Here is a 22,941-nt window from a genome sequence, read left to right as displayed (position 1 = left end):
GCAACAGGGCCCCAGACCGGGATGACCCCTGCCCCGAAGCCCGAGCAGCAGAGCCCGTGGGCCGAGGCCGAAGGCCGACTCTCGCGCGCCCTGCGCGAGCTGGGTCAGACCTCCTGGGTGGTGACGGTCCTCGCCGTCGTCGTGGCCCTGGTGGTCGGCGCAGTGCTGATCCTCGCCGCCAGCCGGGACGTCCAGGCCAGCCTCAGCTACTTCTTCGCCCAGCCCAGCGCCTTCCTGGAGACCTCCTTCCAGGTGCTGCGCGAAGCCTACTCCGCATTGTTCCGCGGCGCCGTCTTCGACTGGCAGGCGCCCTCCGTGGCGCGTTCGATCCGTCCGCTGACCGAGACCATGGTCTACTCGGTGCCGCTGATCCTGGCCGGACTGGGCATCGCGATCGGCTTCCGCTCCGGGATGCTGAACATCGGTGGTCAGGGCCAGATCATCCTTGGCGCGACCTCCGCCGGGTTCCTGGGCTACGCGCTCTCGATGCCGGTGGGGCTGCACGTGCTCCTGGCACTGGCCGGCGGCATCCTCGGCGGCGCCATCTGGGGCGGGATCGCAGGTGTGCTCAAGGCGCGCACCGGCGCCAATGAGGTGATCGTGACGATCATGCTCAACAACATCGCCATCTACCTCCTCGCCTATCTGCTGCAGCAGCAGTGGTTCAAGCAGACCGGCTCCAACCAGCCGCTCTCGAGCTCGGTGGATGAATCGGCGCAGCTCTTCTCCCTGCTGGGCCCCGGCTTTCGGCTCCACGCCGGCTTCCTGGTCGCGATCCTGGCGACCATCGCCGTCTGGTGGCTGCTGGAGCGGTCCACCCTGGGCTTCGAGTTCCGCGCCATCGGGGAGAACCCGGAGGCCGCCCGCACCGCAGGGATCAACGTGCCCAAGGCCACCGCGCTGGTGCTGGTGATCGCCGGCGGTCTCGCCGGGCTCGGCGGCGCCGCGCACGTGCTGGGCACCGAATACCGGCTGGCCGGCGGAGTCGCCGGCACGCTGGGCTTCGATGCCATCACGGTCGCGCTGCTCGGCCGCTCCAAGCCGCTGGGCACCTTCCTGGCCGGTCTGCTGCTGGGCGGGCTGCGTGCCGGCGGGGTGCTGATGCAGGCACAGACCGGCACCCCGATCGACATTGTGCTGGTCCTGCAGGCAGTGATCGTGCTGATGATCGCCGCACCGCCGCTGGTCCGGGCGATCTTCTTCCTGCCCCATGCCGACGGACGTCCCCGGATCGGGCGTCGCCGCGCGCGCAGCAAGACTCCCCGTGAGCATGCCGCCGCCGAGACCCCGGAGCGTGAGCTGCAGACCGCCGGCGCACCGAGCGCCCCACCCGGTACCGCAGCATCCGACACCGACACGTCGGGTCCTGAAGCACCGAATCCCGGTTCATCGAGCAGCAACCCACAGGAGCCTGGCAAGTGAGCGAACAGACCGTTGGCAGCACTGCCGTCCACGCCGAACCGTTGGAGCGAGCCTCCACCGGAGTCCGGCCGATCTCCTGGAAGTACCCGATCACCTACGCCGTGCTGGCGGTGCTGGGAGTGTTCTTCGCACTGACCACCCCGGCAGGAGCGCGCACCAATTTCCGGCTCTCCTCAGGACGGGACTTCTTCGAGATCCCGCTGGTGGAGCTGCCCTCGGGTCCAGCGGCCTGGATCCTGGCGGTGGCGCTGCTTGCCCTGGCCGGGCTCGCCATCTTCCAGGCGTCACGCCGGAGGAAGACCGGACTGTGGCTGCCGCTGCTCTTCGGGGTGCTCTTCGTGTTCGCCTTCCTGGTCTGGGCCGGTGCCGATCGCGGCGCCGTGATCCCGCTTGTCACCATGCTCACCGGAGCACTGGCCCTCTCGGTGCCGCTGATCTTCGGCGCTATGTGCGGGCTGGTGGGTGAGCGTTCGGGGGTGATCAACATCGCCATCGAGGCTCAGCTGCTGGCCGGGGCGTTCCTCGCCGCCGTGGCGGCCTCCGTGTTCACCAGCGCCTATATGGGTCTGGTGTTCGCCCCGATCGCTGGGGCGCTGGTGGGTGCGCTGTTGGTGTTCTTCTCCGTGAAGTACCAGGTGAACCAGATCATCGTGGGTGTGGTGCTCAACGTGCTGATCATCGGTCTGACCGGGTACCTGTTCTCCACGGTGCTGACCCAGAACCCCGAGCTGTGGAACGCCCGGCAGCAGCTGCCGCGGCTGCCGATCCCGGGGCTCTCACAGATCCCGGTGATCGGTCCGGTGCTGTTCAACCAGACCATTCTGGTCTACCTGATGTACCTCATCGTCGGGGTGCTCAATGTGTTCCTGTTCCGCTCGCGCTGGGGCCTGCGCACCCGCGCGGTGGGCGAGCACCCCAAGGCAGCGGACACGGTGGGCATCAAGGTCAACCGGATGCGGGTCTACAACGTGATCCTGGCCGGGGGGATCGCCGGCCTGGGTGGTGCGTTCTTCACCATCGGGCAGGGGCTGGCCTTCGGCAAGGAGATGTCTGCAGGTGCCGGCTTCATCGCGCTGGCCGCGATGATCCTGGGCCGGTGGCACCCGATCGGGGCGCTGCTGGCGGCGCTGCTCTTCGGCTTCTCCACCTCGCTGGGCAACACCCTGGCTACCATCGGGACCCCGGTGCCCTCGGAGGCGCTGCTGATGCTGCCCTATGTGATCACCATCTTCGCCGTGGCCGGCTTCGTCGGAAGGGTTCGGCCGCCCGCGGCGAACGGCACTCCGTATGTGAAATAGCGCCAGCCCAAAGGCGACGTCTTTACCGCGGGAGAGGTTCCGGATAGGCTCTTACCGGCTCAAGCAGCGGGCTCTTGGTTCACTAGTCAAGGGTTTCCCATGGAGCACATCTCACCTTCTGCCGCCCGGCGTCCCGGGCCCCACGCCGCAGTGTCCCCGCGGGACGCGGGAATCACCCGAGTCGCTGATCTCATGTCGCCGGTGGAGTCGGTGGAGTCGGTGGTCTCGGTGACCGCGCCGCTGCGCGACGCCGCCGAGCTGGTGCACGGACTTGATGCTGCCGCCGTCGTCCTCGGGCTCTCGCACCAGCCGCTGGGCCTGATCACCGCCGCGTCCCTGAACGAGGCCGCGCAGAAGCACCCGCAGGACTGGCAGAAGAAGCGCTGCGCAGCCCTGCTTGGGGGCGCCCCGCATCCGGTGTCCCCGGAGGACTCGATCGAGGACGTGCTGAGCCGTTACCGCCGGGCGGGAGCCCACCCGCTGCTGGTGCTCGACGCCGGTGAGGCAGTGGGCGTCCTCTACCCGGATCCGGTCTTCACCTGGTGCCTCACCCAGCCTTCCTCGGTCTTCGACGCGCTGGGACTCGGCCCCGATCCCCGCTGAGCCGGTGGCATCTGGACTACTCTGAGCACGGGATCGGCTGAGACCCAGCACACCATTCGAGCACAGGAAATCGAGGCGCCATGAGAATCGCAGTCACCGGATCCACCGGGAAGCTCGGGACCGTCGTCGCGCGGGAACTGCGCGCCGCGGGGCATCAGGTCATCGGATTCGACGCCGAAGGCACGCGCGGGCCCGGTTTCGTGAAGCTTGACCTCACCGACTACGGGCAGGTCATCGACGCGCTCGGCGGAGTCGGGGATCAGCACGACGGCGTGGAGGCGCTGGTGCACCTGGCGGCCGTTCCGGCGCCCGGGATCCGGACCGACGCGGCCACCTTCCACAACAACATCACCGCGACCTTCAACGTCTTCTGGGCGGCGGCCCGGCTGGGGATAGAGCGCATCGTCTACGCCTCCTCGGAGACCGTGCTCGGGCTGCCCTTTGAGACTCCACCGCCCTATATCCCGGTCGACGAGCAGTACCCGGCGCGGCCCGAGTCCACCTACTCGCTGGTCAAACATCTCGAGGAGCAGATGGCCATCGAGCTGGTCCGGTGGAACCCGAAGCTCTCGATCACCGCGCTGCGCTTCTCCAACGTGATGAACCCCGAGGACTACGCCGAGTTCCCGGGCTTCGACTCCGATGCGACGCTGCGCAAGTGGAACCTCTGGGGCTACATCGACGCCCGCGACGGCGCCCAGGCCGTCCAGCGCGCCCTCGAGGTCGCCGGACCCGGGTTCGAGCGGTACATCATCGCCGCCGCGGACACGGTGATGTCACGCCCGAACGCGGACCTTGTCGCAGAGGTCTTCCCGGACGTCGAGCTGCGCGGAGAGCTCGGCGTGAATGACACGCTGCTCTCCATCGAGAAGGCCCGCCGCGAGCTGGGCTACGAGCCGAGACACTCCTGGCGCGATTCCTGAGGGACCCCGCTGCGGGCGCAGAACAGAGACCCCCGCTCCAGGCGCAGAGCAGAGGCCCCCGCTCCAGCGTTGGAGCGGGGGCCTCTGCTCGATCTGGGTCCGGCCTGGGCCGCAGGCAGGATCAGGAACGCACTGCCGCCTTTCGGGTCTGCGGGTACCGGATATCCTCGACCATCTCCTGGACCGCGGCGCTGGGCGGTGCCGTCAGCTTCGAGACCACGATGGTGACCACGAAGTTCACTGCCGCGCCGACCGCGCCGATGCCCTCGGGGGAGACGTTGAGGATGTGTTCGTTCGCGCTGGTGCCGAAGACCTCCAGCGTGTAGATCATGTAGGTGCCGGTGAACGCCAGACCGGTGAGCATACCTGCCGTGGCGCCGGGGCCGTTCGCCTTCTTCCAGAAGATCCCCAGGATCAGGATCGGGAAGAAGCTCGCCGCCGCCAGTCCGAAGGCGAACGCGACCACTTGGGCCACGAAGGCCGGTGGGTTGATGCCGGCCCAGATGGCGAAGAGGATGGCCACGCCCATCGCGATGCGACCGACCATCATCTGCTCCTTCTCGGAGGCGCCGTTCTTCTTGAAGACCCGGAAGTAGAGGTCATGCGAGGCGGCCGAGGAGATGACCAGCAGCAGGCCCGCCGCGGTGGACATGGCGGCCGCCATGCCGCCGGCGGCCATCAGTCCCACGATCGGGGCCGGCAGTCCGCCGATCTCGGGGGAGGCCAGGACCAGGATGTCGTTGTTCACGATCAGATCCGCCCCGGAGGTGGCGAGGTTGGAGACGGTCTGGATCGTCTCGGCGTCCTCGTTCACCGTCACCAGACCGGTGGCACCCCAGGTGTTGATCCAATCCGGCAGCGAGTCGGGACCCTGGCCCTGCACGCCCTGGAGCAGGTTCAGCTTGGTGAAGGCCCCCACCGCGGGGGCGGTGAGGTAGAGCAGCGAGATGAAGAACAGCGCCCAGAACGCCGAGTAGCGTGCGCCGCGGACCGTCTTGGTGGTGTAGAACCGGATGATCACATGCGGCAGCCCCGCTGTGCCCAGCATCAGTGAGAGCGTCACCAGGAACACGTCGATCTGGCCGCCGGCCCGACCGGAGAACGCCTCGGTGAACTCGTTGAGACCGAACTCCACGCTGAGCGAGTCCAGCTCCGTGAGGATCTGTCCGTAGGAGATCTGCGGAACCGGGATCCCCGTGGTCTGATAGGCCACGGCGAAGGCCGGAATCAGGTAGGCGATGATCAGCACGGTGTACTGCGCCACCTGGGTGTAGGTGATCCCCTTCATCCCGCCGAGCACGGCGTAGACGAAGATGACGACGGCGACCAGCACCACGCCCCACTCCACCGAGAGGTTCAGGAACCGGCTGAACACGATGCCGCCGCCAGCCATCTGGCCGACCACGTAGGTGAAGGAGACCACGATGGCGGCGATGGCCGCGACGATGCGCACCGACTCGGAGTACCGATCGCCCACGAACTCCGGCACCGTGAACTTGCCCCATTTGCGCAGGTAGGGCGCCAGCAGCAGGGCCAGCAGCACGTAGCCGCCGGTCCAGCCCATCAGGTAGACCGAGCCGTCAGAGCCTAGGAAGGCGATGAGCCCTGCCATGCCGATGAAGCTGGCCGCGCTCATCCAGTCGGCCGCGACTGCCGCGCCGTTGGCGAGGGTCGGGACCCCCTGGGAGGCGACGTAGAACTCCTTGGTCTCCTTCACCCGGGAGCGCCAGGCGATGATGATGTAGATCCCGAAGGTCAGGATGATGAAGAAGAACGTCCAGAACTGGGTCTCAGTCATTTGTAGCCACCCTCTTCATTGCGCTCGGCCACCCCGAACTCGTCGTCGATCCGGTCCATCCACAGCGCGTAGACCAGGATCAGGATGACGAAGACGTAGATGGAGCCCTGCTGGGCGAACCACAGGCCCAGCGGGAAGCCCAGGATCACGATGTTGTTCAGCGGCTCGATCAGCAGAATGCCGAAGCCGAAGGAGACGGTGAACCAGATGGCCAGCAGCGTGATCATCAGCCGGAGGTTCTTCTTCCAGTAGCGCTTGCGCCAGCTGATGTCCTCCGCCTCTGGCGGACCGCCGGAGATGCCCTCATGTGCCACATCGGACATGTCAGGCTCCCTTCTTTCGTATGCGAGTGATTCGCCCGCGCGGGTGCGCAGGAGCTGACCTAAGCCAGCCAAATTGTGAGACAGATCACAAGGGGTTGGATGACCAGCGGTGCATCTGTGTTTGCCAGCGGCGGGAATCCGCCGCTGAGCGGGTGAGTCGGTTCGGTGGACCGTTCAGCGCGCAGAATCCACCGCTCGGGGCCGGGAATCCACCGCTTGAACGGGTTCTCAGCCCTGGACTTCGCCTGTGTCATGGATCACACCTAAGATGGCGACATGACCACGACAGCAGACAAGGGCCTCTACGGCGGGATCACGGCCCGCCTGAAGGCTGGCAGCGCCACCGGTTGGGGGGTCTTCCACCCCGGCAGCAAGGCGATGATCCTGGGTGGACTGATGCTGATCGTCTCGGCCTTCCTGCCCTGGGTCTATCTGCCCTTCATGGAGCAGGTCACCGGGGAGACCTACGCGCTGCGCGGCACGGATGGACCAGGGGTGCTGACCCTTGCCGTGGGCTTCCTGGCCTTCGCCGGCGGATTCGTGCCCCGCCGCAGGCTGGCCATCGCCCACGCCATGATCCCTGGTCTGCTGGTCGCGGGGATCGTGGTGCTGCAGGCCTGGAACATCCTCGCCTTCTCCGCGAGCTCCGGCGCCTGGGGTGGGCTGCTGCCAGGGATGGGTCTCGTGCTTGCCGGCGGCGGCGCCGTGGTGCTGCTGAAGTCCGCCTGGAACATGTACCGGACGTGGCTCCCCGCCTGAACGGGCGTCCCACCGAGGTGATCGGACCGAGTCCCTCGGCACCCTCGCCGGAGGGCCTGCCCGCCGAGGCCGCCGCTGACACGGAGGTCCGAGACACCCCCGCCGAGGTCGACGCAGCCTTTCGAACCCAGCGCGGCATCGCCATCGCCTACTTCCTGGTCTTCCTGGTCCTGGTCGCCGCCTTTCCGGTGCTGACCATCACGCTGCAGTGGTGGACCGGGGCTCGGGTCTTCGGGGAGCTCAGCCCCGGCTTCGTCGCCGCGGCCGGCGGCCTCTACCTGGCCTTCGCGGTGATCGGGATCGCCGCGGCGCGACTCAGCGCCTCGGTGGAATCACGGATGCTGGGTGGTCAGCAGCACCCCGACGACGACGCCGGCGGCTCCGCGGGCAGCGGAGAGGCACCGCAATGACCTCGACCGCGGTGGTGACCCTGGCCGCCGTACTGATCATCGTGCTCGGGGTCTCCTTCATCAGCCGCCCCCGCGGGCCCTCCACGGTGGACTTCTACCTGGCCGGCCAGCGCGTGGGCGTGATGACCAACTCCTGGGCGATCTGCGGAGACTACCTCTCGGCCGCCTCATTCCTGGGCGTGGCCGCCGCGGTCTACGTCTCGGGTCTGGATGGGGCCTGGTACGCGGTGGGTTTCGCCGCCGGCTTCGTTCCGGTGCTGCTGCTCATCGCCGCGCCGCTGCGCCGTTTCGGGGAGTTTTCGCTCGCCGACTTCCTGGGCCGGCGAATGGATTCGGACCCGGTCCGGCTGGCCTCGGTGGGGGTGGTCCAGCTTGTCATCCTCGCCTACCTCGTCCCGCAGTCGGTGGGTGGCGGGATCACCTGGGAGCTGCTGGTCGGTCAGGGCCTGCTGGGACTCTCTCCGTACGCGACCGGGGTGCTGCTCTCCACGGCGGTGGTCGCCGTCGTCGTCGCCTTCGGTGGGATGCGCGGGACCACCTGGAACCAGGCGGTGCAATTTCTGCTGCTCTTCGCCGCGCTGGTCTGGCTCGCCGTGGTGGTCACCGCCGATGGCTTCCGCTACGGGGAGGCGGTGCAGTCCCTGAGCGAGGCGCCGCTGGCGAACCCCACCCTTGGCGCCGACGGGCAGGAATGGGCGCTCACCGAGGAGACCAACCACATGCACCCGGGGGAGCCGGCGCTCTTCGGTGAGCCCGGCGCCCGGTACGGGCCGCTGGGCCAGGTCGCGCTGGTGGTCACCCTGGGTCTGGGCACGGCCGGGCTGCCGCATGTGATGAACCGCTACTTCACCTCACCCACCGGGAAGGCCGCCCGCACCACCACCGTCTGGGTGCTGGTGCTCATCGGCGCGTTCTACTCGATGGCGATCATGTTGGGCACCGCCGCCCGGGACATCATCCCCGAAGCGGTCACGGGCAGGCCCTGGCTGCAGGAGCTCACCGTCAACGGGGTGCTGCATACTCCGGAGCACGCGCTGCCGGTGCTCGGCCGGATCTACGGCGAGCAGACCGGGCTGGGGCTGATCGCTGCCGCCGCACTGATCGCCGCGATGTCCACCGTGGCGGGGCTGCTGCTGGCCTCGGCGGCGACCTGGGGCCATGACGTGTATGAGCGCCACATCAACCCGCGCGCCACGCAGCGCCAGGCGGTGTGGGCCGGGCGGATCACCACCCTCCTGGGCGCCGCGCTCGCGGCGGGCCTGGCCATCGCGCTGCGTCCCGAGGCGTTCGCCCCGGCCATGCCCTCGCTGGTGGCGACCATGGTGACCTGGGCCTTCGCGGTGGCTGGGTCAGCGCTGACACCGGTGCTGGTGCTGGCCATCTGGTGGCACCGCACGACCGCGGCAGGTTCCCTGGCGGGACTGCTCACCGGGGCGGCGCTCTCGGTGTCCATGTTCATGACCGCCGGTCTGATCACCACCGACTGGCTGCGGGAGCTGCTCGCCGCGCCGACCCTGGTGGTCGCCCCGATCACCGTGGCGGTGGTGGTGCTGGTCTCGCTGCGCACCAGAACCCCCGACGGGGTGCAGGCGCACTGGGTGCGGATGCATGGAACAGCCGCGGACCGCCGTGCCGAGCGTATGGCCCGACTGACCCGAGGAGGCGTGGATGCGAGGTAGCGCGATGCTGGCGGCCGGGGTGACGCTGATCTGGGTGCTGGTCTATCTCGGCACCCAGGTCTTCGCCGACCCGGCGCTGCCGATGCTGCCCACTCTGGGGCTCGGGCTCGGGCTCACGGTGGCAGCGGTGCTGGGCTACCCCTCGGCGCTGCGCGGGGCCACCGGTCGGCGTCGTCAGCGGCCGGTCTCGCCGCGGGAGGTCGAGGTCAGCCGCGGGGTGCGCAACCTCGCCGCCGCGGGTCGCTCGATGCCGCTGCGCGCAGGGCTCACCCCGGAGGCCGCCCGGCGCACCTGTGAGCTGCTGCGCCCGATGCTCTCCGGGGACGCGGTCTCGATCACCGACCGCGAGCAGATCCTGGCCTATGTGGGACCCGGCGCCGATCATCATCGCGAGGGTGCCCAGATGCAGACCTCTGCGGCCCCACGCACGATCGCCAAGGGCAAGACCCAGGTGGTCCGCGACCGTGCCGGGGTGGGCTGCCGGAAGCCCGACTGCGAGGTCACCTCGGCGGTGATCGTGCCGCTGCGTGTGGGGGCCCGGGTGATCGGGACCCTCGGGGTCTACCAGGCCGAGGCCGAGATCCCGCCGCGTCAGCTGGTCGAGGACATGGCCGCGATGCTCTCACTGCACCTGGAGCTCGCGGAGCTGGACCGGGAGAAGCAGCTCGCCACTGACGCGCGACTCAACGCGCTGCGCGCCCAGATCAACCCGCACTTCCTGTTCAACATCCTCAACACGATCGCCTCGAAGGCTCGCACCCGGCCCGATGAGGCCCGCGAGCTGCTGCTGCGACTCTCCGAGTTCTTCCGCTACGCGGTGCGCCAGGAGGGGCACTACGCCGAGTTCGCGCAGGAGTACTACTTCGTGCGCACCTATGTCTCGCTGGAGCAGGCGCGGTTCGGAGACCGGCTGAAGGTCCGCTACGACATCGACCCTCAGGTGCTCACCACCCGGGTGCCGGTGCTGATGATCCAGCCGCTGGTGGAGAACGCGGTCAAGCACGGCATCGCGGGCAAGCCTGCGGGCGGGACCGTGCACCTGCGGGCCAGAGTGGATCCGCTGGCCCGCACCACCAGCATCCGGGTCAGCGACGACGGCGTCGGGATGGCCTCAGAGGTGCTGGCGCAGATGGCCGACGGCGCCGGCCGTCTGGGCGGCGGCGAGGCGCCCCCGGAAGACCCGAACCACGCCGGAGTCGGGCTGCAGAACATCACCGAACGGCTGAACTCGCTGTTCGGCGACCGCTATGAGCTGGCCATCTCCACCCCGCGCACCGGAGGCACCGTGGTGGAGCTGCAGATACCGCTGCGGTGATCGGCATCACAGTCACCTGAATATTGGCTCTATACTGGGCGGATGCACCCCCGGGCTCTGATCGTGGACGACGAAGCCCCTGCGCGCGAGGAGCTGCGATTCCTGCTCGAGGAGATCGGAGGCGTCCAGGTGGTCGGAGAGGCCACCAATGGCGAGGAGGCGCTGCTGCTTCTGAACTCCCTGGCCTATGACCTGGTGTTTCTGGACATCCGGATGCCGGGGCTCACCGGGCTTCAGGTCGCGCAGCAGCTGCACGCCGCCGAGGCTCCCGCCGGGTCGCGCAGGCCTCAGGTCATCTTCACCACCGCCTACCCGGATCACGCAGTGGAGGCCTTCGATCTCTCTGCCGCGGACTATCTGGTCAAGCCGTTCTCCGCCGAGCGGCTGCAACGATCCGTGCAGCGGGCGCTCGCCGGAGCCGAAGGTGCCGCCTCTCCCTCCGCCGCAGCGACGGCGGCCCCCGCAGCGCCGGGTCCGGCTACCCCGGCCCCGCAGGGAATCCAGCAGCTGGTGCGCATCCCGGTGCAGAGAGACGGCCGGACGGTGCTGGTGGACGGGGACGCGATCGTCTACGCGGTGGCGGCGCGGGGATACGCCTCGCTGAAGCTCACCGAGGATCGGGTGCTGGTGTCCTTCTCGCTCAACGAGCTCGAACGACGGCTCCAGGGCCACTTCTTCCGCGTGCACCGCTCATATCTGGTGAATCTGCGCTACGTCCGGGAGCTGGTGCCCGACTTCCGGGGTGCTCTGGTGCTGGTGCTCAACGACCGCCAGCGCAGCCGGGTCGAGGTCTCACGCAGACATGCCCCCGAGCTTCGCAGGCGCCTCGGGGTGTGACCGGTACCGGCCGACCGGAAAAGGCTGGGTCGGCTCAGCGCCGCGGGCGGTCTTCCGGAAGCTCCTGCGAGATCGGCCGAGTGGGCTGAGTCTTGGTGGGAGAAGCCTCCCCGGGCTGGGCGTTGGGCGTGCCACCGGGCTGCGCCGGAGCCTCCGGGGTGCGCTCGAGGCTGCGCTGGCCGCGTTCTGAGGTCGACTCCCGGCTCTGCCGCTGCTTCGCCGAAGCATCTGGCGCGGAATCCTTCTTGGCGCCAGACTTCCCGGCCACCGCGGGGGAGCCGGTCGCATCGGGGGAGCCGGTCCGGCCGGGGGAGGTGTGAGCAGCTGCGGGCTGGCGGCCCCAGGCTTTGACGCAGCCCAGCACCACGTAGGCGATCAGCAGCGCCAGGGCGAGCAGCCCGTGCAGGATCATGGTCGCCGTGGCCCCGGCGGCGTCCTGATTGGTGAACGCGAGCACGAACATGCCGACGCTGTGCACGATGGTCAGCTCCATCAGCCCCGGGTAGGCCCTCGGGCGCCAGGCGACCAGGGCGAAGAGTCCCGCGAAGACGATCAGCCCGAAGGCGTGCCAGGCGTCGGAGAGAAACGTCTCGGTCGAGGCGAGCTGGAGCTGGGCCAAGGACCATCCGGCGAATCCGGCCGCGCCGAGGGCCGAGACGATCAGCAGGGTGCGTCCGGTGGCTCGGCGTCGTGATGCGGTGACCTCTGCCGTCATGATGGATCCTCCGTGTTCGGTGCCGAGCTGCGCACCGGGAGCGATGCGAACCTGTCACCTCAGCTTAGGCGGGTCAGCATCGGCTGACCAGTGAGCAGAACAGCGCGGGCCTTCGAGGTGGGTCGCGTGGGACGAGGGGCAACCTCATGGAATGATCCTGACAGTTGCGTGGTTCACACAACACGAGGGCGAAGCTGCCCTCGAACATGTCCGCAGGATGAGAGAGGTCGCCGATGGCTACTGTTCCCACAATCACACTCAACGATGGTGCTGCCATCCCGCAGCTCGGCTTCGGGGTCTGGCAGGTTCCGGCGGAGGACGCCGAGAAGGTGGTCGCTGAAGCGCTGAAGGTCGGGTACCGGCATCTCGACAACGCCGCCGTCTACGGCAACGAAGAAGGCGTGGGGCGGGCCATCGCAGCCTCCGGCGTTCCCCGCGAGGAGCTCTTCATCACCACCAAGGTCTGGGTCAATGACTTCAAGGCCGGAAACACCAAGCAGGCGCTGCGCACGTCGCTGGAGAAGCTCGGCGTGGACTACGTGGATCTCTACCTGATCCACTGGCCATCCCCTGCGGATGAGGCCTACCTCGACGCATGGAAGGCCATGGAAGAGATGCAGGCCGAGGGTCTGATCCGCAGCATCGGCGTCTCGAACTTCCTGCCCGAGCACCTTGACCGGGTTGTCGAGGCTGGCACCGTCGTGCCGGCGATCAACCAGGTGGAGATCCACCCGGCGCTGCAGCAGCGCGAGATCCAGGAGGCCAACGAGCGCCACGGCATCAAGACCCAGGCTTGGAGCCCGCTGGCCCAGGGCGCGGTCTTCGAGGATGAGCCGGTCAAGGCAGCCGCCGAGGCCCATGGCGTCTCCCCGGCGCAGGTGGTCATCCGCTGGCACCTGCAGCGCGGCCGGATCCTGTTCCCGAAGTCTGTGACTCCGGAACGGATCGCGTCGAACTTCGACGTGTTCGGCTTCGAGCTCAGTGAAGAGGAGCTCTCGGCCATCGACGGGCTGGAGCGCGACGGGCGGACCGGCCCGAACCCGGGGGAGTTCAACCCCTCCTGAACCTTGAACCGGCTCCCGGCAGAGCCTCGGCCGAGCAGGCCACGGTCACCCAAGCGGCCGGTAGGCGAGAGCTGGCTCACCCAGAACAGACGAGCGGGACCCCAGTTCATCATGAACTGGGGTCCCGCGCGTTCTAGGGGGTCAGACCGCGCGCATTCAGCGCTTCGGGTTCTCCTCCGGGGTGGTCCCCGGAGTCGACTCGGTCTCGCCGTTCCCGACGGCCTCCTCGTAGATCTGCTCAGACTCCCACTGCTGACCCGTGGCGGATTCAGCGAACTCCGGGGTCTCGAACACCTGGTCGGCGATCGGGTCGTGGTAGGCCACGTCCTCATCCCAGCCGATGGTGCCCGTCTCCGGGTTGACCACGGTGGAGTGGGCCGGCACGTCTTGGATCGCGAAGACCATGTCATCAGCGGAGAACTCCTCGGGGGCGTCCGCCTGCTTCGACGTGGGCTTCTCCAGTCCGGAGAGCGTCGCCGAGGTGCTGCCGAGGAAGCCCTTCAGGGCGGCGCGCTGGCCGGTGACCATGGAGCGGAGGTTCCGGTGGACCTCTCGAGTCGAGTCTCCCTCGACGCCGTGACGCGCTGTGTCCACCAGCGCCGTCTTGCTCGCCGTGGGGCGGATCCGCACATAGCGCGGCATGGTCTGCGTCTCGTAGGTGAACATGCGGATCTGCGCGATCACGGCAAGCACCATCACGATGGACAGCGGAGCCGCCGCCGCAATGGAGGTCACCTGCAGCACGCGCAGTGCCGCATCCGCGGCCTCGCCTCCGGCCGCCAGCAGCACGATCGCGGTGATCGCGATGAAGACGGTCCAGAACACCCGGGTGAGCTTCGGGGTGTCGGTGCGCCCGCCGTAGGAGAGCACGTCGGTGACCAGTGATCCGGAGTCCCCCGAGGTGATGAAGAAGATCGCGATCACCAGGATCGCCACCACGGCGGTGATCGAGGCCAGCGGGAGCTGCTCGAGCAGGGTGAAGGTGGCGCCGACGGTGTCGACGTTGCCGTCCTGGACCATCACGCCCTCGGTCATCTGGTAGTAGATGCCGGAGGAGCCGAAGATCGTGAACCACAGGATGCTGACCAGCGTCGGTGCCAGCAGCACGCCCATGACGAACTGGCGGATGGTGCGCCCGCGGGAGATCCGCGCGATGAACATGCCCACGAACGGGGACCAGCTCATCCACCAGCCCCAGTAATAGATGGTCCAGTCTCCGGACCATCCGGCATCCTCGCCGCCCACGTAGTTGGCGCTGGTCTCGAACATCAGCTGCGGGAAGGCCATCAGGTACTCGCCGAGGTTCCCCACAAAGGCCTGGAGCAGGAACAGCGTGGGACCTGCAGCGAGCACGAACAGTGCCAGGATCGCGGCCATGACCATGTTGAAGTTCGAGAGCCACTTCAGGCCCTTGTTCACTCCGGTGATCACCGAGAAGGTGGCGATCGCCATGATGACCACGATGATCACGGTCAGCAGGACGGTGTTGGCAGGATCCTCGATCCAGCCCATGAAGCCCAGGCCGGCTGCGATCTGCTGTGTGCCGATGCCCAGGGAGGTCACGATGCCGAAGACCGTGCCCACGATGGCGACCACGTCGATGACGTGCCCGACCCAGGATTCGATCAGCTTGCGACCGAAGATCGGTTCCAAGAGCCAGCGGACCGAGAGCGGACGTCCGCGGCGGAAGGTCATGTAGGCCAGGCCCAGCCCGACCACCACGTAGATGGCCCAGGCGTGCAGGCCCCAGTGGAAGATCGACTGGCCCATGGCGGTGCCCATGGCCGCCGAATCCCCGGCGGTCACGACCTCGCCGGCGGCGTCGGTGCCGACGGCGCCGGTGACGTCCGGGGGAGCGATGAAGTGCCACAGCGGCTCGGCCACGCCCCAGAAGACGAGTCCGATGCCCATGCCGGCGGCGAAGAGCATGGTGAACCAGGAGCCCAGGGAGAACTCAGGCTTCTCGTCGTCGCGGCCCAGCCGGATGTTGCCCACCTTGGACAGGCCGGCCCAGAGGGCGAAGACGACGAACCCGGTGGCGATCAGGACGTACCACCAGCCGATCGTGTCCACGATGGTGGCGTTGAGCGTCTCAAAGGCATCGGCGCCGTTGGCTGAACCCCAGATGGTGGCAAAGATCAGGCCGATGACGATGATGAGCACCGCCGGGATGAATACGGGCTTGTTCAGGCCGCGCCAGGCATCGGCTGGCGACCAGTCCCGTAGTCGAGCTTCGGGTTGCGAAGCCATGAAGTCCTCCTCAGTCAGGTGAGAGTGTTCTCTGGTGAAGTGCAAGGTAAGTCAGTGCGCAGTGATCTCTTTACTCTAGACACGCAAAAGACGACGCCGACTCCGTGGTCGCTGCGGTGGGCTGGTGCGCCATCGCATCGCGACACTGGCAGGGGCCCGCGTCGTCGTCAGAAGTGTCTCGACCCTCGAGAATCACAAAGTGTCTGTCTACTATTTACACACCCGATGGACTTATAATGCAACTGCTGCAGCCCAGATGACGCCGCTATGGTGCCCGTTCCGAGGTCCGGGCGAGCGGTCCTGCACGCTCTGCCGGACTATTACGCCTTGGTAACTGTTTCCCCAAGTCCCGTTCTGAGGTTGGCACGGGCATGGAGCGGCATTACGGTGTATCGCATGCCCAAAGGCCAGCAACGTTCTGAGCTGCGGGCCAGAGGATTGACGCGCAGCACTATCACTGGCTGCCTCGTCGCCGGTCTCGTGATGGCCGGATCTTCCGGCGCGCACGCCACCGACCTCACCAGCGACTCCGCTGGTGCAGCGTCCCCGACCTCCTTCTACCCGACCCCCGGGCAACCACCGATCACCCCGGATTCTCAGGACCCGACCACCACGGTGGAGAAGTCGGTCGGTGACCTGCGCGTGGCCACGCTCCATGCTGAGATCAGTGGAGGGTCCTCCGCCGGGGTGCTTGAGGAGCTCAGCGGAGGGATGCACCCGCAGGCACGCGTGCTGGCGGAGACCGTGCAGGTCAATGCGCCCGACGTGCTGGTGCTGACCGGGCTCAGCTATGACGAGCATCAGCAGATCGCCGCCAGCATCAACGAGGAGTACCTCTCCCGGGGCCAGAACGGCCAGACTGGCATCGATTACTCCCATATATACACCGCCCCCACGAACTCTGGTATTGATTCGGGTGCCGATCTCGACGGCGACGGTCGGGTCGGTGGGCCCGGGGATGCGCTGGGCTACGGGCGCTACGTCGGGGAGCGGGGAATGGCCGTCTTCTCGGTGCATCCCATAGTCGAGGACGAGGTCCGCACCTTCCAGGAGTTCCTCTGGCAGGACATGCCGGAGAACTCGCTGCCCGCCGAGGAGTTCTCCACGCTGGAGAAGTCCGTGCTCAGGCTGCCCAGCACCAGCATGTGGGACATCCCGCTGGAGGTCCCCGGCGAACCGAACCCCGTGCACCTGGTGGCAACGGACCTCAACAGCCCCCCAGGTCCCACCGCGCCGGACACTGCGCGCAGTGAGGATCAGCGCCGCATGGTCTCGGAGTACGTCTCCGGGGCAGCCTGGTACCTCTATGACGACGACGGCGCCTATGGCGGACTCGACTCGGGGGCCCCGTTCGTGGTCGCCGGTGGACTGGCCGACGCCCAGGAGCTCCAGACTTGGCCCAATCAGCGAGTCCCCGAGCTCTCCTCCCTCCTGGAGGGCGAGAGCATCCAGGACCCGGGCCCGGAAGCGATCACCGACGAGCCGCTGCCGAAGCGCCGGGATGCCACAGTTGATCCCCAGGCCACCCACGGTCTGAGCGGTGACACCGCAGTCCGTTCCTCCTATGTGCTTCCCGCCGCCGCGCTGAACGTGGACAACTCAGGTGTGTTCTGGCCCGCGGAAGGGGAGTTCGGCTTCGATCTGGTGGACCCTGCGGACCCAGACTCCCCGGCTGGACGGCTGGTCTGGCTGGACATCGCCGGAAGCTGAATCGCTTCCCACCCTGCCGGGGTCACGGCCTAGACTGAGCCCATGAAGAAGTCCTCTGTCAACGGAAAACTCATGGGCACTGCGGCCTCCGGCTTCTTCGCCCAGCAGACCGTGTCCATGGTCAAGGGTCATGCCTTCGATGATTCCGGGCGACTGACTCCTCGGGCAGAGAGCTGGCTGACCCGCGCCGTCACCGTGCAGCGCCCGCTGGTGCTCGCGAACATCCGCCGCCTCCGCAAGGCCCACCCGGACTTCTCCAACCACCAGCTCGCCGCGCAGCTGGACAAAGACTTCACCCGGGCCATGACCGGGGGAGGTGCCCTGATCGGCGCCACGGCCGCAGTGCCGGCGGTCGGCACGGTGACCTCCCTGGGACTCTCCGCCGCCGCCACGGGAAGCTTCCTGGAGGCCTGCGCGCTCTACGCGCAGTCCATCGCAGAGCTCTCCGGTGTCAGCACCGCAGACCCGGACCGTGCGAAGCTGCTAGTCATGGGTGTGATGCTCGGAGATCAGGGGCGTCAGCTCCTGGGGGAGCTCTCCCAGCAGGCCGGCGGGAAGGGAGCAGGCCCGTTCTCATCGCTGGTTCCGATCAAGACCACTGGCAGCTCCTCCGGCGTCTCCGGACTGGTGGTCAATCAGATCAAGCGTCAGTTCATGCGCAGATTCTTCATCCGCTCCGGCACCACGATGGTGGCCCGCGCCATTCCCTTTGGAATCGGCATGGTGGTCGGCGGCGCGGCCAATCATCGTCTGGCCAGCCAGATCGTGAAGTCCGCGCACAAGACGTTCGGCGATCTGCCCGAGCAGCTCCCGCAGGGGCTGGTCGCTGATATGGAACGCGCGCAGCAGCGAGAGCGGCTCCGCGCCGAGCGCAAGGAGCGCCGCAGCCGCAAGCGAGCCCTCGTCGCCCAGCGGGACTCCAAGGGAAAGTCCCAGCGGGAATCCGAGCGTGTCTCCGCCGGCGAGGTCTCGAAGATTGATCTCGACTCCGGCCGGTCCAATGCTGAGCTGCCACAGGGCTGATCGCCGCCGGCGTCTGCGGGATGGTTCACACCAAGTTCATCCGCGCTTCTTCCAACCGGCCCCCTGCCCGTCGCATCCCGTTGGCCGGATGAGCCCAGTCTGAGGCCGTGATGCCAGAACTGGTTCGGAACCGAGACTTCGCAGGCGCGCTGGGCGTGGCTCCACCGGTCAGCCGGATGGCCACCCCGGTTCACTGCACTTCACCTGCGGAGCCTGAGGATCTCCTCGCATCCGCGCGCCGGGACGGAGCGCGAGCGAAGATCTTCGCGCATCGAGGAGCCTCGGGGCTGTTCGCAGAGAACACTCGGGCGGCCTATCAGAGGGCGATCGAGGAGGGCGCAGACGGTCTAGAGATCGATCTGCATCTGACCGCCGACGGGGAGCTGGTCTGCTTCCACGACGCCACCGTGGACCGCACCAGCAACGGCACCGGAGCTGTGGCCGAGCTCAGCCTCGCCCACATGCGCAGCCTTGATGTCTCCACCTGGAAGACCCCCAGGCTTCCGGGCGACTACGGCGGACGCCACGACCAGCTGATGACGCTCGCCGATGTCCTGGAGCTGATGACCGAGGCGGGCCGTGACCTCGACCTCGCGGTGGAGCTGAAGCACCCCTCACCGTTCGGGGATCGGCTGGAGCACACCGTGCTGCGCACGCTGCTGCGTTTCGGGTGGGACCCCGAGACTTCCGTGATTCCCTCCGGGGCACGCGGTGAGCACGCGGTGACCGTGTCCTTCATGAGCTTCTACCCTGGCTCGCTGCTCGGGCTCTCGGACATGGTGGCACCCGATAAGCTCTGCGCGCTGTTCAGCTCCGTGACCCGGGCTCAGGTCCAGAAGCGGCTGAGCCGGCTCCCGTTCGCCCCGGCGGTGCGGCCCGCGGTGCGGCCGGTGGTGGCCGCGGTGATGCACAGAACCCGCCGGGACTCCGAGGCGCTGGTGTGGAACGGGACCGTCGGAATTGCGGGGCCGGGACTTGCCTACGTCAAGACGCACCGCGCCGAGGTCAAGGCGTGGCTGGCGCGGGGCTCCCGGCTGCGTGTCTGGACCGTGGATGACCCTGAGGATGCCGATCTGCTCCTGAACCTCGGTGTGCGGGAGATCACGACGAACTATCCGGCACGGCTTCTGAAAGCGGTCACTCCCGCGGGGCCTGCACCCCGCTGAGCTGCGGACGCCCACAGATGTCGCAGTGGACATGGAGCGATATCATGGGCGCACGCTGTTCGCTATGGCCGTCAGGAGCTCGTCATGAACCCCGCACCGCACCGAGGATCCCCAGACAGCGGCTCCTCGCCGCGTGACCGTTCGACCCGACCCTCCGTCCCCGATGAGCCTGCCGGTCAGACGGGCTCGGGACGGCGCAGGGTCCGTGGCGTCGTCGTCGGGGTTGATGGGTCCGAGCAGTCGCTGCGCGCCGCGCACTGGGCGGCGGCCGAGGCGCACCGCCGTGGGCTTCTGCTGACTGTGGTCACGGCCTATTCGATTCCCGCCTTCGCCGCCTCATCGATGGACGGTGGCTACGCACTGATGGATGATGCAGCGCTGCGCCAGGGCTCAGAGAAGGTCCTCGAGCAGGCCGCCGAGTTCCTCCGGGACTACCCCGGAGAGGTGCGCTACGAGGTCGAGTCCGGGGACCCCGCAGGGGTGCTGCTGGACTACTCGCACGACGCCGTGGTCCTGGTCGTGGGCAGCCGAGGCAGGGGAGGGTTCCTCGGGAGGCTGCTCGGATCGGTCTCCTCCGCGCTTCCCGCCCACGCGAAATGTCCCACTGTCCTGGTGCCGCTGAAGTTCTCCTCCAAGGAGTCCAATGCGGTCACCACTGCCACAGGCGCCATTCCCATCGTGGGTGGGGCCACCCAACAGGGCTCGACGGCGGATCAGGGCTCCTCGTCGGGTCAGGACTCAGGATCGCCAGAGTCGGACTCTGCGGGGCCGGCCTCCGTGATCTCCGAAGGGGCTCCATCGATCCAGTCCAGAGATACGCGCCCGGTGGCCGCTGGGGTGGACGGATCAGATTTCGGTCGAGTGGCCGCACTGGTGGCCGCTCGTGAGGCCAGTGAGCGGGGCACGCGTCTGCGGATCGTATGTGCGCTGCCCCCGGTGGGAGCGACCCTGGTCTGGATTCCGACCAGCATCGACAACGACGCGGCACTGCGCGAACTCCGCGAGAAGCTCGAGGCGGGGCGGCTCTGGCTGCACAGCCACTACCCGGATCTGCAGATCGACGCCGAGGTCATCGATGGCACGGCGGTGGATGTCTTGGTCCAGGAGACCCGGGGAGCGCAGCTCACCGTCATCGGAACCCGCGGCCGCGGCGGGTTCGCCGGAATGCTCCTGGGATCGACCTCCCAGGGCGTGCTGCACCATGCGGAGGGTCCGCTGATGGTGGTCCCGGAGAACGAGGACTCACGCCTGGAGAACCGACCGCAGTTCGGCCCGGTGCTCGGAGACTGAGCCTGCCCGTGGGAGGTCTGGCCTTGGGGGTCTGGGCCCAGGAGTCTGGCGAAGGGGCGTGGGCATAGATGTCTTGATACAGAGAAATGAAGGCCCCCGGTGTCCGACGCCGGGGGCCTTCATCATCTTCATCTTTCATGTGTCTCGCCGCCCTACCGCGAGCGGGAGATCCAGTGAGAGGTTATTCAGTCATGCATTCGACTTCTGGGTTCAGAGCACTCGGCGAACTGCAGATGGTGTCTGGTAGACCGATCGCACGGTGAGCCCGCGGCTCGGGTTGGAGGCATCGACCATCTGGCCGTTGCCCAGGTAGATGCCGACGTGGCCCGGAGCCGTGGCGCTGCCGAAGAACACCAGGTCCCCACGGCGCATATCGCCCACAGACACTGCCTGTCCTTCGTTGACCTGGCTGAACGTGGTGCGGCTCAGGCTGACTCCGGCCTGACCGAAGGCCTGCTGCACCAAGGACGAGCAGTCGAAGGCATTGGGGCCGTTGGCGCCCAGGACGTAGCGGACGTCACCACGGTTTGCCTGCGCCACCGCCCAGTTGATGGCGATCTCCGCACCGTTGGAGTTGCTGCTGGCCGGGACCACGTTCGTGGACTGTGACCGGCTCTGCGACTGGCTCTGGGACTGGCTCTGCGTAGGCGCAGGAGCCTGAGTGCGCTCCGGAGCGGGCGCCGGGGTGGGCTCGGGGGCTGGGGCCCGGGTGGGCTCCGGCTCCGGCTCGGGCTCTACCTGAGCTGAGAGGTAGTCCACGTGCCAGCGCATCTTGTTCCACGATGCATTGCCATCGGCGTTGGTCAGTGCCCCGTTGTTCAGCACAGCCCGGTAGTAATCCTGAGCGCCTCCGCTGAAGGAGGACTCCAGCTCAGCGCCCTGGCGCATCAGTGTCTGCATGCTGGTGCTGAGCTCATTGAACGAAGCGATGACCGGCTCTGGAGCAGGTGCAGGCTGTGGTTCCTCGGAAGGTGCGGCTTCCCCTTCCGCACCTTCCGAGGAAGTCTCTTCAGCGGCAGCAGCGGCGGCTGCCTCCTCTGCGGCCTGAGCCGCGGCGGCCTCTTCGGCTTCGGCTGCTTCAGCGGCGGCCTGAGCGGCTGCTGCTTCCTCGGCTTCGGCTGCTTCTGCGGCGGCCTCCTCGGCGGCCTGAGCGGCTGCTGCTTCCTCGGCTTCGGCTGCTTCTGCGGCGGCCTCCTCGGCGGCCTGAGCCGCGGCTGCCTCTTCGGCTTCGGCGGCGGCTGCCTCTTCGGCTTCGGCTGCTTCAGCGGCGGCCTCGTCGGTGATGCGTGCCTGCTCGGCGTCGGCCCGCAGCGTGGTGATCCGGTAGGTCAGCTGCTCGTGATCGACCTGGCCGTCCTGGTCGATGAAGTCACTGTTGCCAAGGATCTGCTCGAAGAAGCTCTGCAGATCCCCTTCCCAGCCCTCGAGCTCCATGAGGGTCTCAAGCAGCCCCTGGAGCGTCTCTCCCACCTCTGCGACGTCAGTGCGCGTCGTCTCGGTGGCGCGATCTGCGTTCTCTTCCGCCTCTGCGGCGCTGGTGGAGTTCTGGCGCGCCTGCTCCGCGAGGCTCTCAGCCTCGGCGGCAGCCTGCTCAGCGGCGGCCGCGTCGAGCTCGGCCTGTTCCTGGAGCTGGGCACCGGTGGCGGCGTCTGCCAGGCTGTCTTCCTCGGTGAGCAGGACCTCAGCAGCGGATGTCTCCGGCTCCTGGTACTCCTGGGCCGCAGCGGCCTGGGTCTCCTCCGCGGCGGTGCGGGCTTCATCAGCCTCCGCCGCCGCCTCGTCCGCCTCAACCTGTGCCTGGACAGCCGCCTGGTGCTGTTCCTGCATCGAGGTCTCCAGCTCCAGCGCGCGCTGGCTGGCCTGTGAGATGCGGTCGGAGATCTCGTCGATCATCTGCTCGGTGGCCTGAGAAGAGTCTCGGGCGGTCGAGATCTCTTTGGCGGAAGGAACCGCGGGGAGTTCAGTCAGGCTGACTGAATCGGCGGAATTACGATCATTCTGTTCGACGGCAGTGGCGGCTCGGTCGGCCACCAGATCGGGGAGAGTTGTCCCGACCAACGCTGTCGTCACGACGGCGGCAGTGACTGCGGCCACCGCAAGATTGCGACGGTATTTCACGGTAGATCCTCACTTAGTCCTCACTGGGGAAGCGCCGCAGCCCGTCTCACGGGGCAAAGCTCGAATCGCGGGTACCTCAGCTCGTGGACTCACGTGGCCAGGCGGACCTAAGGAAAGACAGTTGTGGAAACCCTCAATCAAAAAGGTGATCGCCGTGCGGTGATAGCCGTGTGATCCAGAGGCCGAAGCGTAACGATGGGAAACGCGAATCGAGCCTTTTGGCGCTACGCCGGCAACG

General features: G+C 67.7%; 19 protein-coding genes. 14 read left to right on the top strand and 5 right to left on the bottom strand.

All coding sequences use genetic code 11. The annotated features are described in order from the left end of the window. The first annotated feature begins 21 nt into the window (after positions 1–21). The 4 genes from HNR24_RS09065 to HNR24_RS09050 all read left to right on the top strand — a co-directional run bounded on the left by HNR24_RS09065 (position 22) and on the right by HNR24_RS09050 (position 4,246). Positions 22–1,422, top strand: coding sequence for an ABC transporter permease (locus HNR24_RS09065; RefSeq protein ID WP_182496147.1), 1,401 nt, complete (start codon positions 22–24; stop codon positions 1,420–1,422). Further along, entirely contained in the window at positions 1,419–2,720 is a 1,302-nt protein-coding gene (locus tag HNR24_RS09060; RefSeq protein ID WP_310735418.1) for an ABC transporter permease, read from the top strand. Before HNR24_RS09065 ends, HNR24_RS09060 begins: the two co-directional genes overlap by 4 nt. Positions 2,721–2,819: 99 nt before the next feature. Further along, positions 2,820–3,323, top strand: a complete 504-nt coding sequence (locus HNR24_RS09055; RefSeq protein ID WP_182495616.1) for a CBS domain-containing protein — start codon at positions 2,820–2,822, stop codon at positions 3,321–3,323. Between the two features lie 80 nt (positions 3,324–3,403). Further along, complete coding sequence (locus HNR24_RS09050) at positions 3,404–4,246, top strand: NAD-dependent epimerase/dehydratase family protein (protein ID WP_182495615.1); 843 nt, start codon at positions 3,404–3,406, stop codon at positions 4,244–4,246. A 121-nt stretch (positions 4,247–4,367) separates the two neighbouring features. Here HNR24_RS09050 and HNR24_RS09045 read toward each other — a convergent pair whose 3' ends face one another. Both HNR24_RS09045 and HNR24_RS09040 read right to left on the bottom strand, forming a co-directional pair. Continuing rightward, complete coding sequence (locus tag HNR24_RS09045; protein ID WP_058888033.1) at positions 4,368–6,044, bottom strand: sodium:solute symporter family protein; 1,677 nt, start codon at positions 6,042–6,044, stop codon at positions 4,368–4,370. Beyond that, complete coding sequence (locus HNR24_RS09040; RefSeq protein ID WP_083504672.1) at positions 6,041–6,367, bottom strand: DUF4212 domain-containing protein; 327 nt, start codon at positions 6,365–6,367, stop codon at positions 6,041–6,043. The genes HNR24_RS09045 and HNR24_RS09040 overlap by 4 nt, the downstream gene beginning before the upstream one ends. Positions 6,368–6,643: 276 nt before the next feature. Here HNR24_RS09040 and HNR24_RS09035 point away from each other — a divergent pair, with 276 nt between their 5' ends. Genes HNR24_RS09035 through HNR24_RS09015 form a run of 5 tightly spaced genes read left to right on the top strand, consistent with a single transcriptional unit; the run spans position 6,644 to position 11,367 of the window. Continuing rightward, complete coding sequence (locus HNR24_RS09035) at positions 6,644–7,126, top strand: hypothetical protein (protein WP_058888034.1); 483 nt, start codon at positions 6,644–6,646, stop codon at positions 7,124–7,126. Next, positions 7,111–7,536, top strand: coding sequence for a hypothetical protein (locus tag HNR24_RS09030; protein WP_232301710.1), 426 nt, complete (start codon positions 7,111–7,113; stop codon positions 7,534–7,536). The genes HNR24_RS09035 and HNR24_RS09030 overlap by 16 nt, the downstream gene beginning before the upstream one ends. Continuing rightward, positions 7,533–9,215: a sodium/solute symporter gene (locus HNR24_RS09025; RefSeq protein ID WP_058888035.1), complete on the top strand. Its 1,683-nt coding sequence runs from the start codon at positions 7,533–7,535 to the stop codon at positions 9,213–9,215. The genes HNR24_RS09030 and HNR24_RS09025 overlap by 4 nt, the downstream gene beginning before the upstream one ends. After that, a complete protein-coding gene (locus HNR24_RS09020; protein ID WP_182495614.1) occupies positions 9,205–10,530 on the top strand; it encodes a histidine kinase in 1,326 nt (441 codons plus the stop codon). Before HNR24_RS09025 ends, HNR24_RS09020 begins: the two co-directional genes overlap by 11 nt. A 42-nt stretch (positions 10,531–10,572) precedes the next feature. Continuing rightward, on the top strand, positions 10,573–11,367 hold the full coding sequence (locus HNR24_RS09015) for a LytR/AlgR family response regulator transcription factor (protein WP_058888037.1): 795 nt from the start codon (positions 10,573–10,575) through the stop codon (positions 11,365–11,367). A gap of 34 nt (positions 11,368–11,401) precedes the next feature. Here the strand turns inward: HNR24_RS09015 and HNR24_RS09010 are convergent, their stop codons facing one another. Then, positions 11,402–12,082 carry a hypothetical protein gene (locus HNR24_RS09010; protein ID WP_058888038.1) on the bottom strand — a complete coding sequence of 227 codons (681 nt, stop codon included), beginning with the start codon at positions 12,080–12,082 and terminating at the stop codon, positions 11,402–11,404. Positions 12,083–12,315: 233 nt separating this feature from the next. On the opposite strand from HNR24_RS09010, the gene HNR24_RS09005 reads away from it, so the two are divergent. After that, positions 12,316–13,146 carry an aldo/keto reductase gene (locus tag HNR24_RS09005; protein WP_058888039.1) on the top strand — a complete coding sequence of 277 codons (831 nt, stop codon included), beginning with the start codon at positions 12,316–12,318 and terminating at the stop codon, positions 13,144–13,146. A 156-nt stretch (positions 13,147–13,302) separates the two neighbouring features. On the opposite strand, the gene HNR24_RS09000 is transcribed toward HNR24_RS09005, so the two are convergent. Continuing rightward, entirely contained in the window at positions 13,303–15,396 is a 2,094-nt protein-coding gene (locus tag HNR24_RS09000; protein ID WP_058888040.1) for a BCCT family transporter, read from the bottom strand. Between the two features lie 483 nt (positions 15,397–15,879). Here HNR24_RS09000 and HNR24_RS08995 point away from each other — a divergent pair, with 483 nt between their 5' ends. The 4 genes from HNR24_RS08995 (at position 15,880) to HNR24_RS08980 (ending at position 20,585) form a co-directional block, all read left to right on the top strand. Beyond that, positions 15,880–17,106 carry an endonuclease/exonuclease/phosphatase family protein gene (locus HNR24_RS08995; RefSeq protein WP_182495613.1) on the top strand — a complete coding sequence of 409 codons (1,227 nt, stop codon included), beginning with the start codon at positions 15,880–15,882 and terminating at the stop codon, positions 17,104–17,106. Positions 17,107–17,148: 42 nt separating this feature from the next. Further along, on the top strand, positions 17,149–18,129 hold the full coding sequence (locus tag HNR24_RS08990; protein WP_157075366.1) for a hypothetical protein: 981 nt from the start codon (positions 17,149–17,151) through the stop codon (positions 18,127–18,129). Between the two features lie 110 nt (positions 18,130–18,239). Further along, positions 18,240–19,295 carry a glycerophosphodiester phosphodiesterase gene (locus tag HNR24_RS08985; protein WP_232301711.1) on the top strand — a complete coding sequence of 352 codons (1,056 nt, stop codon included), beginning with the start codon at positions 18,240–18,242 and terminating at the stop codon, positions 19,293–19,295. Positions 19,296–19,379: 84 nt separating this feature from the next. After that, on the top strand, positions 19,380–20,585 hold the full coding sequence (locus HNR24_RS08980) for a universal stress protein (protein ID WP_083504673.1): 1,206 nt from the start codon (positions 19,380–19,382) through the stop codon (positions 20,583–20,585). Positions 20,586–20,795: 210 nt separating this feature from the next. Here the strand turns inward: HNR24_RS08980 and HNR24_RS14295 are convergent, their stop codons facing one another. Continuing rightward, positions 20,796–22,703, bottom strand: a complete 1,908-nt coding sequence (locus tag HNR24_RS14295) for a C40 family peptidase (RefSeq protein ID WP_182495612.1) — start codon at positions 22,701–22,703, stop codon at positions 20,796–20,798. Between the last annotated feature and the right edge of the window lie 238 nt (positions 22,704–22,941).

The organism is Nesterenkonia sandarakina (genome assembly GCF_014138825.1).
Taxonomy (GTDB): Bacteria; Actinomycetota; Actinomycetes; order Actinomycetales; family Micrococcaceae; genus Nesterenkonia; species Nesterenkonia sandarakina.
Note: the sequence above shows the minus strand (reverse complement) of the source record. Positions and strands in the feature narration are given on the sequence as shown.

Coding starts and splice junctions, on each gene's coding strand:
- HNR24_RS09050 (WP_182495615.1), top strand. CDS start 3,404: ATGAGAATCGCAGTCACCGGATCCACCGGGAAGCTCGGGACCGTCGTC.
- HNR24_RS08980 (WP_083504673.1), top strand. CDS start 19,380: ATGAACCCCGCACCGCACCGAGGATCCCCAGACAGCGGCTCCTCGCCG.
- HNR24_RS09015 (WP_058888037.1), top strand. CDS start 10,573: ATGCACCCCCGGGCTCTGATCGTGGACGACGAAGCCCCTGCGCGCGAG.
- HNR24_RS09005 (WP_058888039.1), top strand. CDS start 12,316: ATGGCTACTGTTCCCACAATCACACTCAACGATGGTGCTGCCATCCCG.
- HNR24_RS09020 (WP_182495614.1), top strand. CDS start 9,205: ATGCGAGGTAGCGCGATGCTGGCGGCCGGGGTGACGCTGATCTGGGTG.
- HNR24_RS09065 (WP_182496147.1), top strand. CDS start 22: ATGACCCCTGCCCCGAAGCCCGAGCAGCAGAGCCCGTGGGCCGAGGCC.
- HNR24_RS09000 (WP_058888040.1), bottom strand. CDS start 15,396: ATGGCTTCGCAACCCGAAGCTCGACTACGGGACTGGTCGCCAGCCGAT.
- HNR24_RS09025 (WP_058888035.1), top strand. CDS start 7,533: ATGACCTCGACCGCGGTGGTGACCCTGGCCGCCGTACTGATCATCGTG.
- HNR24_RS08995 (WP_182495613.1), top strand. CDS start 15,880: ATGGCCGGATCTTCCGGCGCGCACGCCACCGACCTCACCAGCGACTCC.
- HNR24_RS09055 (WP_182495616.1), top strand. CDS start 2,820: ATGGAGCACATCTCACCTTCTGCCGCCCGGCGTCCCGGGCCCCACGCC.
- HNR24_RS09010 (WP_058888038.1), bottom strand. CDS start 12,082: ATGACGGCAGAGGTCACCGCATCACGACGCCGAGCCACCGGACGCACC.
- HNR24_RS08990 (WP_157075366.1), top strand. CDS start 17,149: ATGAAGAAGTCCTCTGTCAACGGAAAACTCATGGGCACTGCGGCCTCC.
- HNR24_RS08985 (WP_232301711.1), top strand. CDS start 18,240: ATGCCAGAACTGGTTCGGAACCGAGACTTCGCAGGCGCGCTGGGCGTG.
- HNR24_RS09045 (WP_058888033.1), bottom strand. CDS start 6,044: ATGACTGAGACCCAGTTCTGGACGTTCTTCTTCATCATCCTGACCTTC.
- HNR24_RS09035 (WP_058888034.1), top strand. CDS start 6,644: ATGACCACGACAGCAGACAAGGGCCTCTACGGCGGGATCACGGCCCGC.
- HNR24_RS09040 (WP_083504672.1), bottom strand. CDS start 6,367: ATGTCCGATGTGGCACATGAGGGCATCTCCGGCGGTCCGCCAGAGGCG.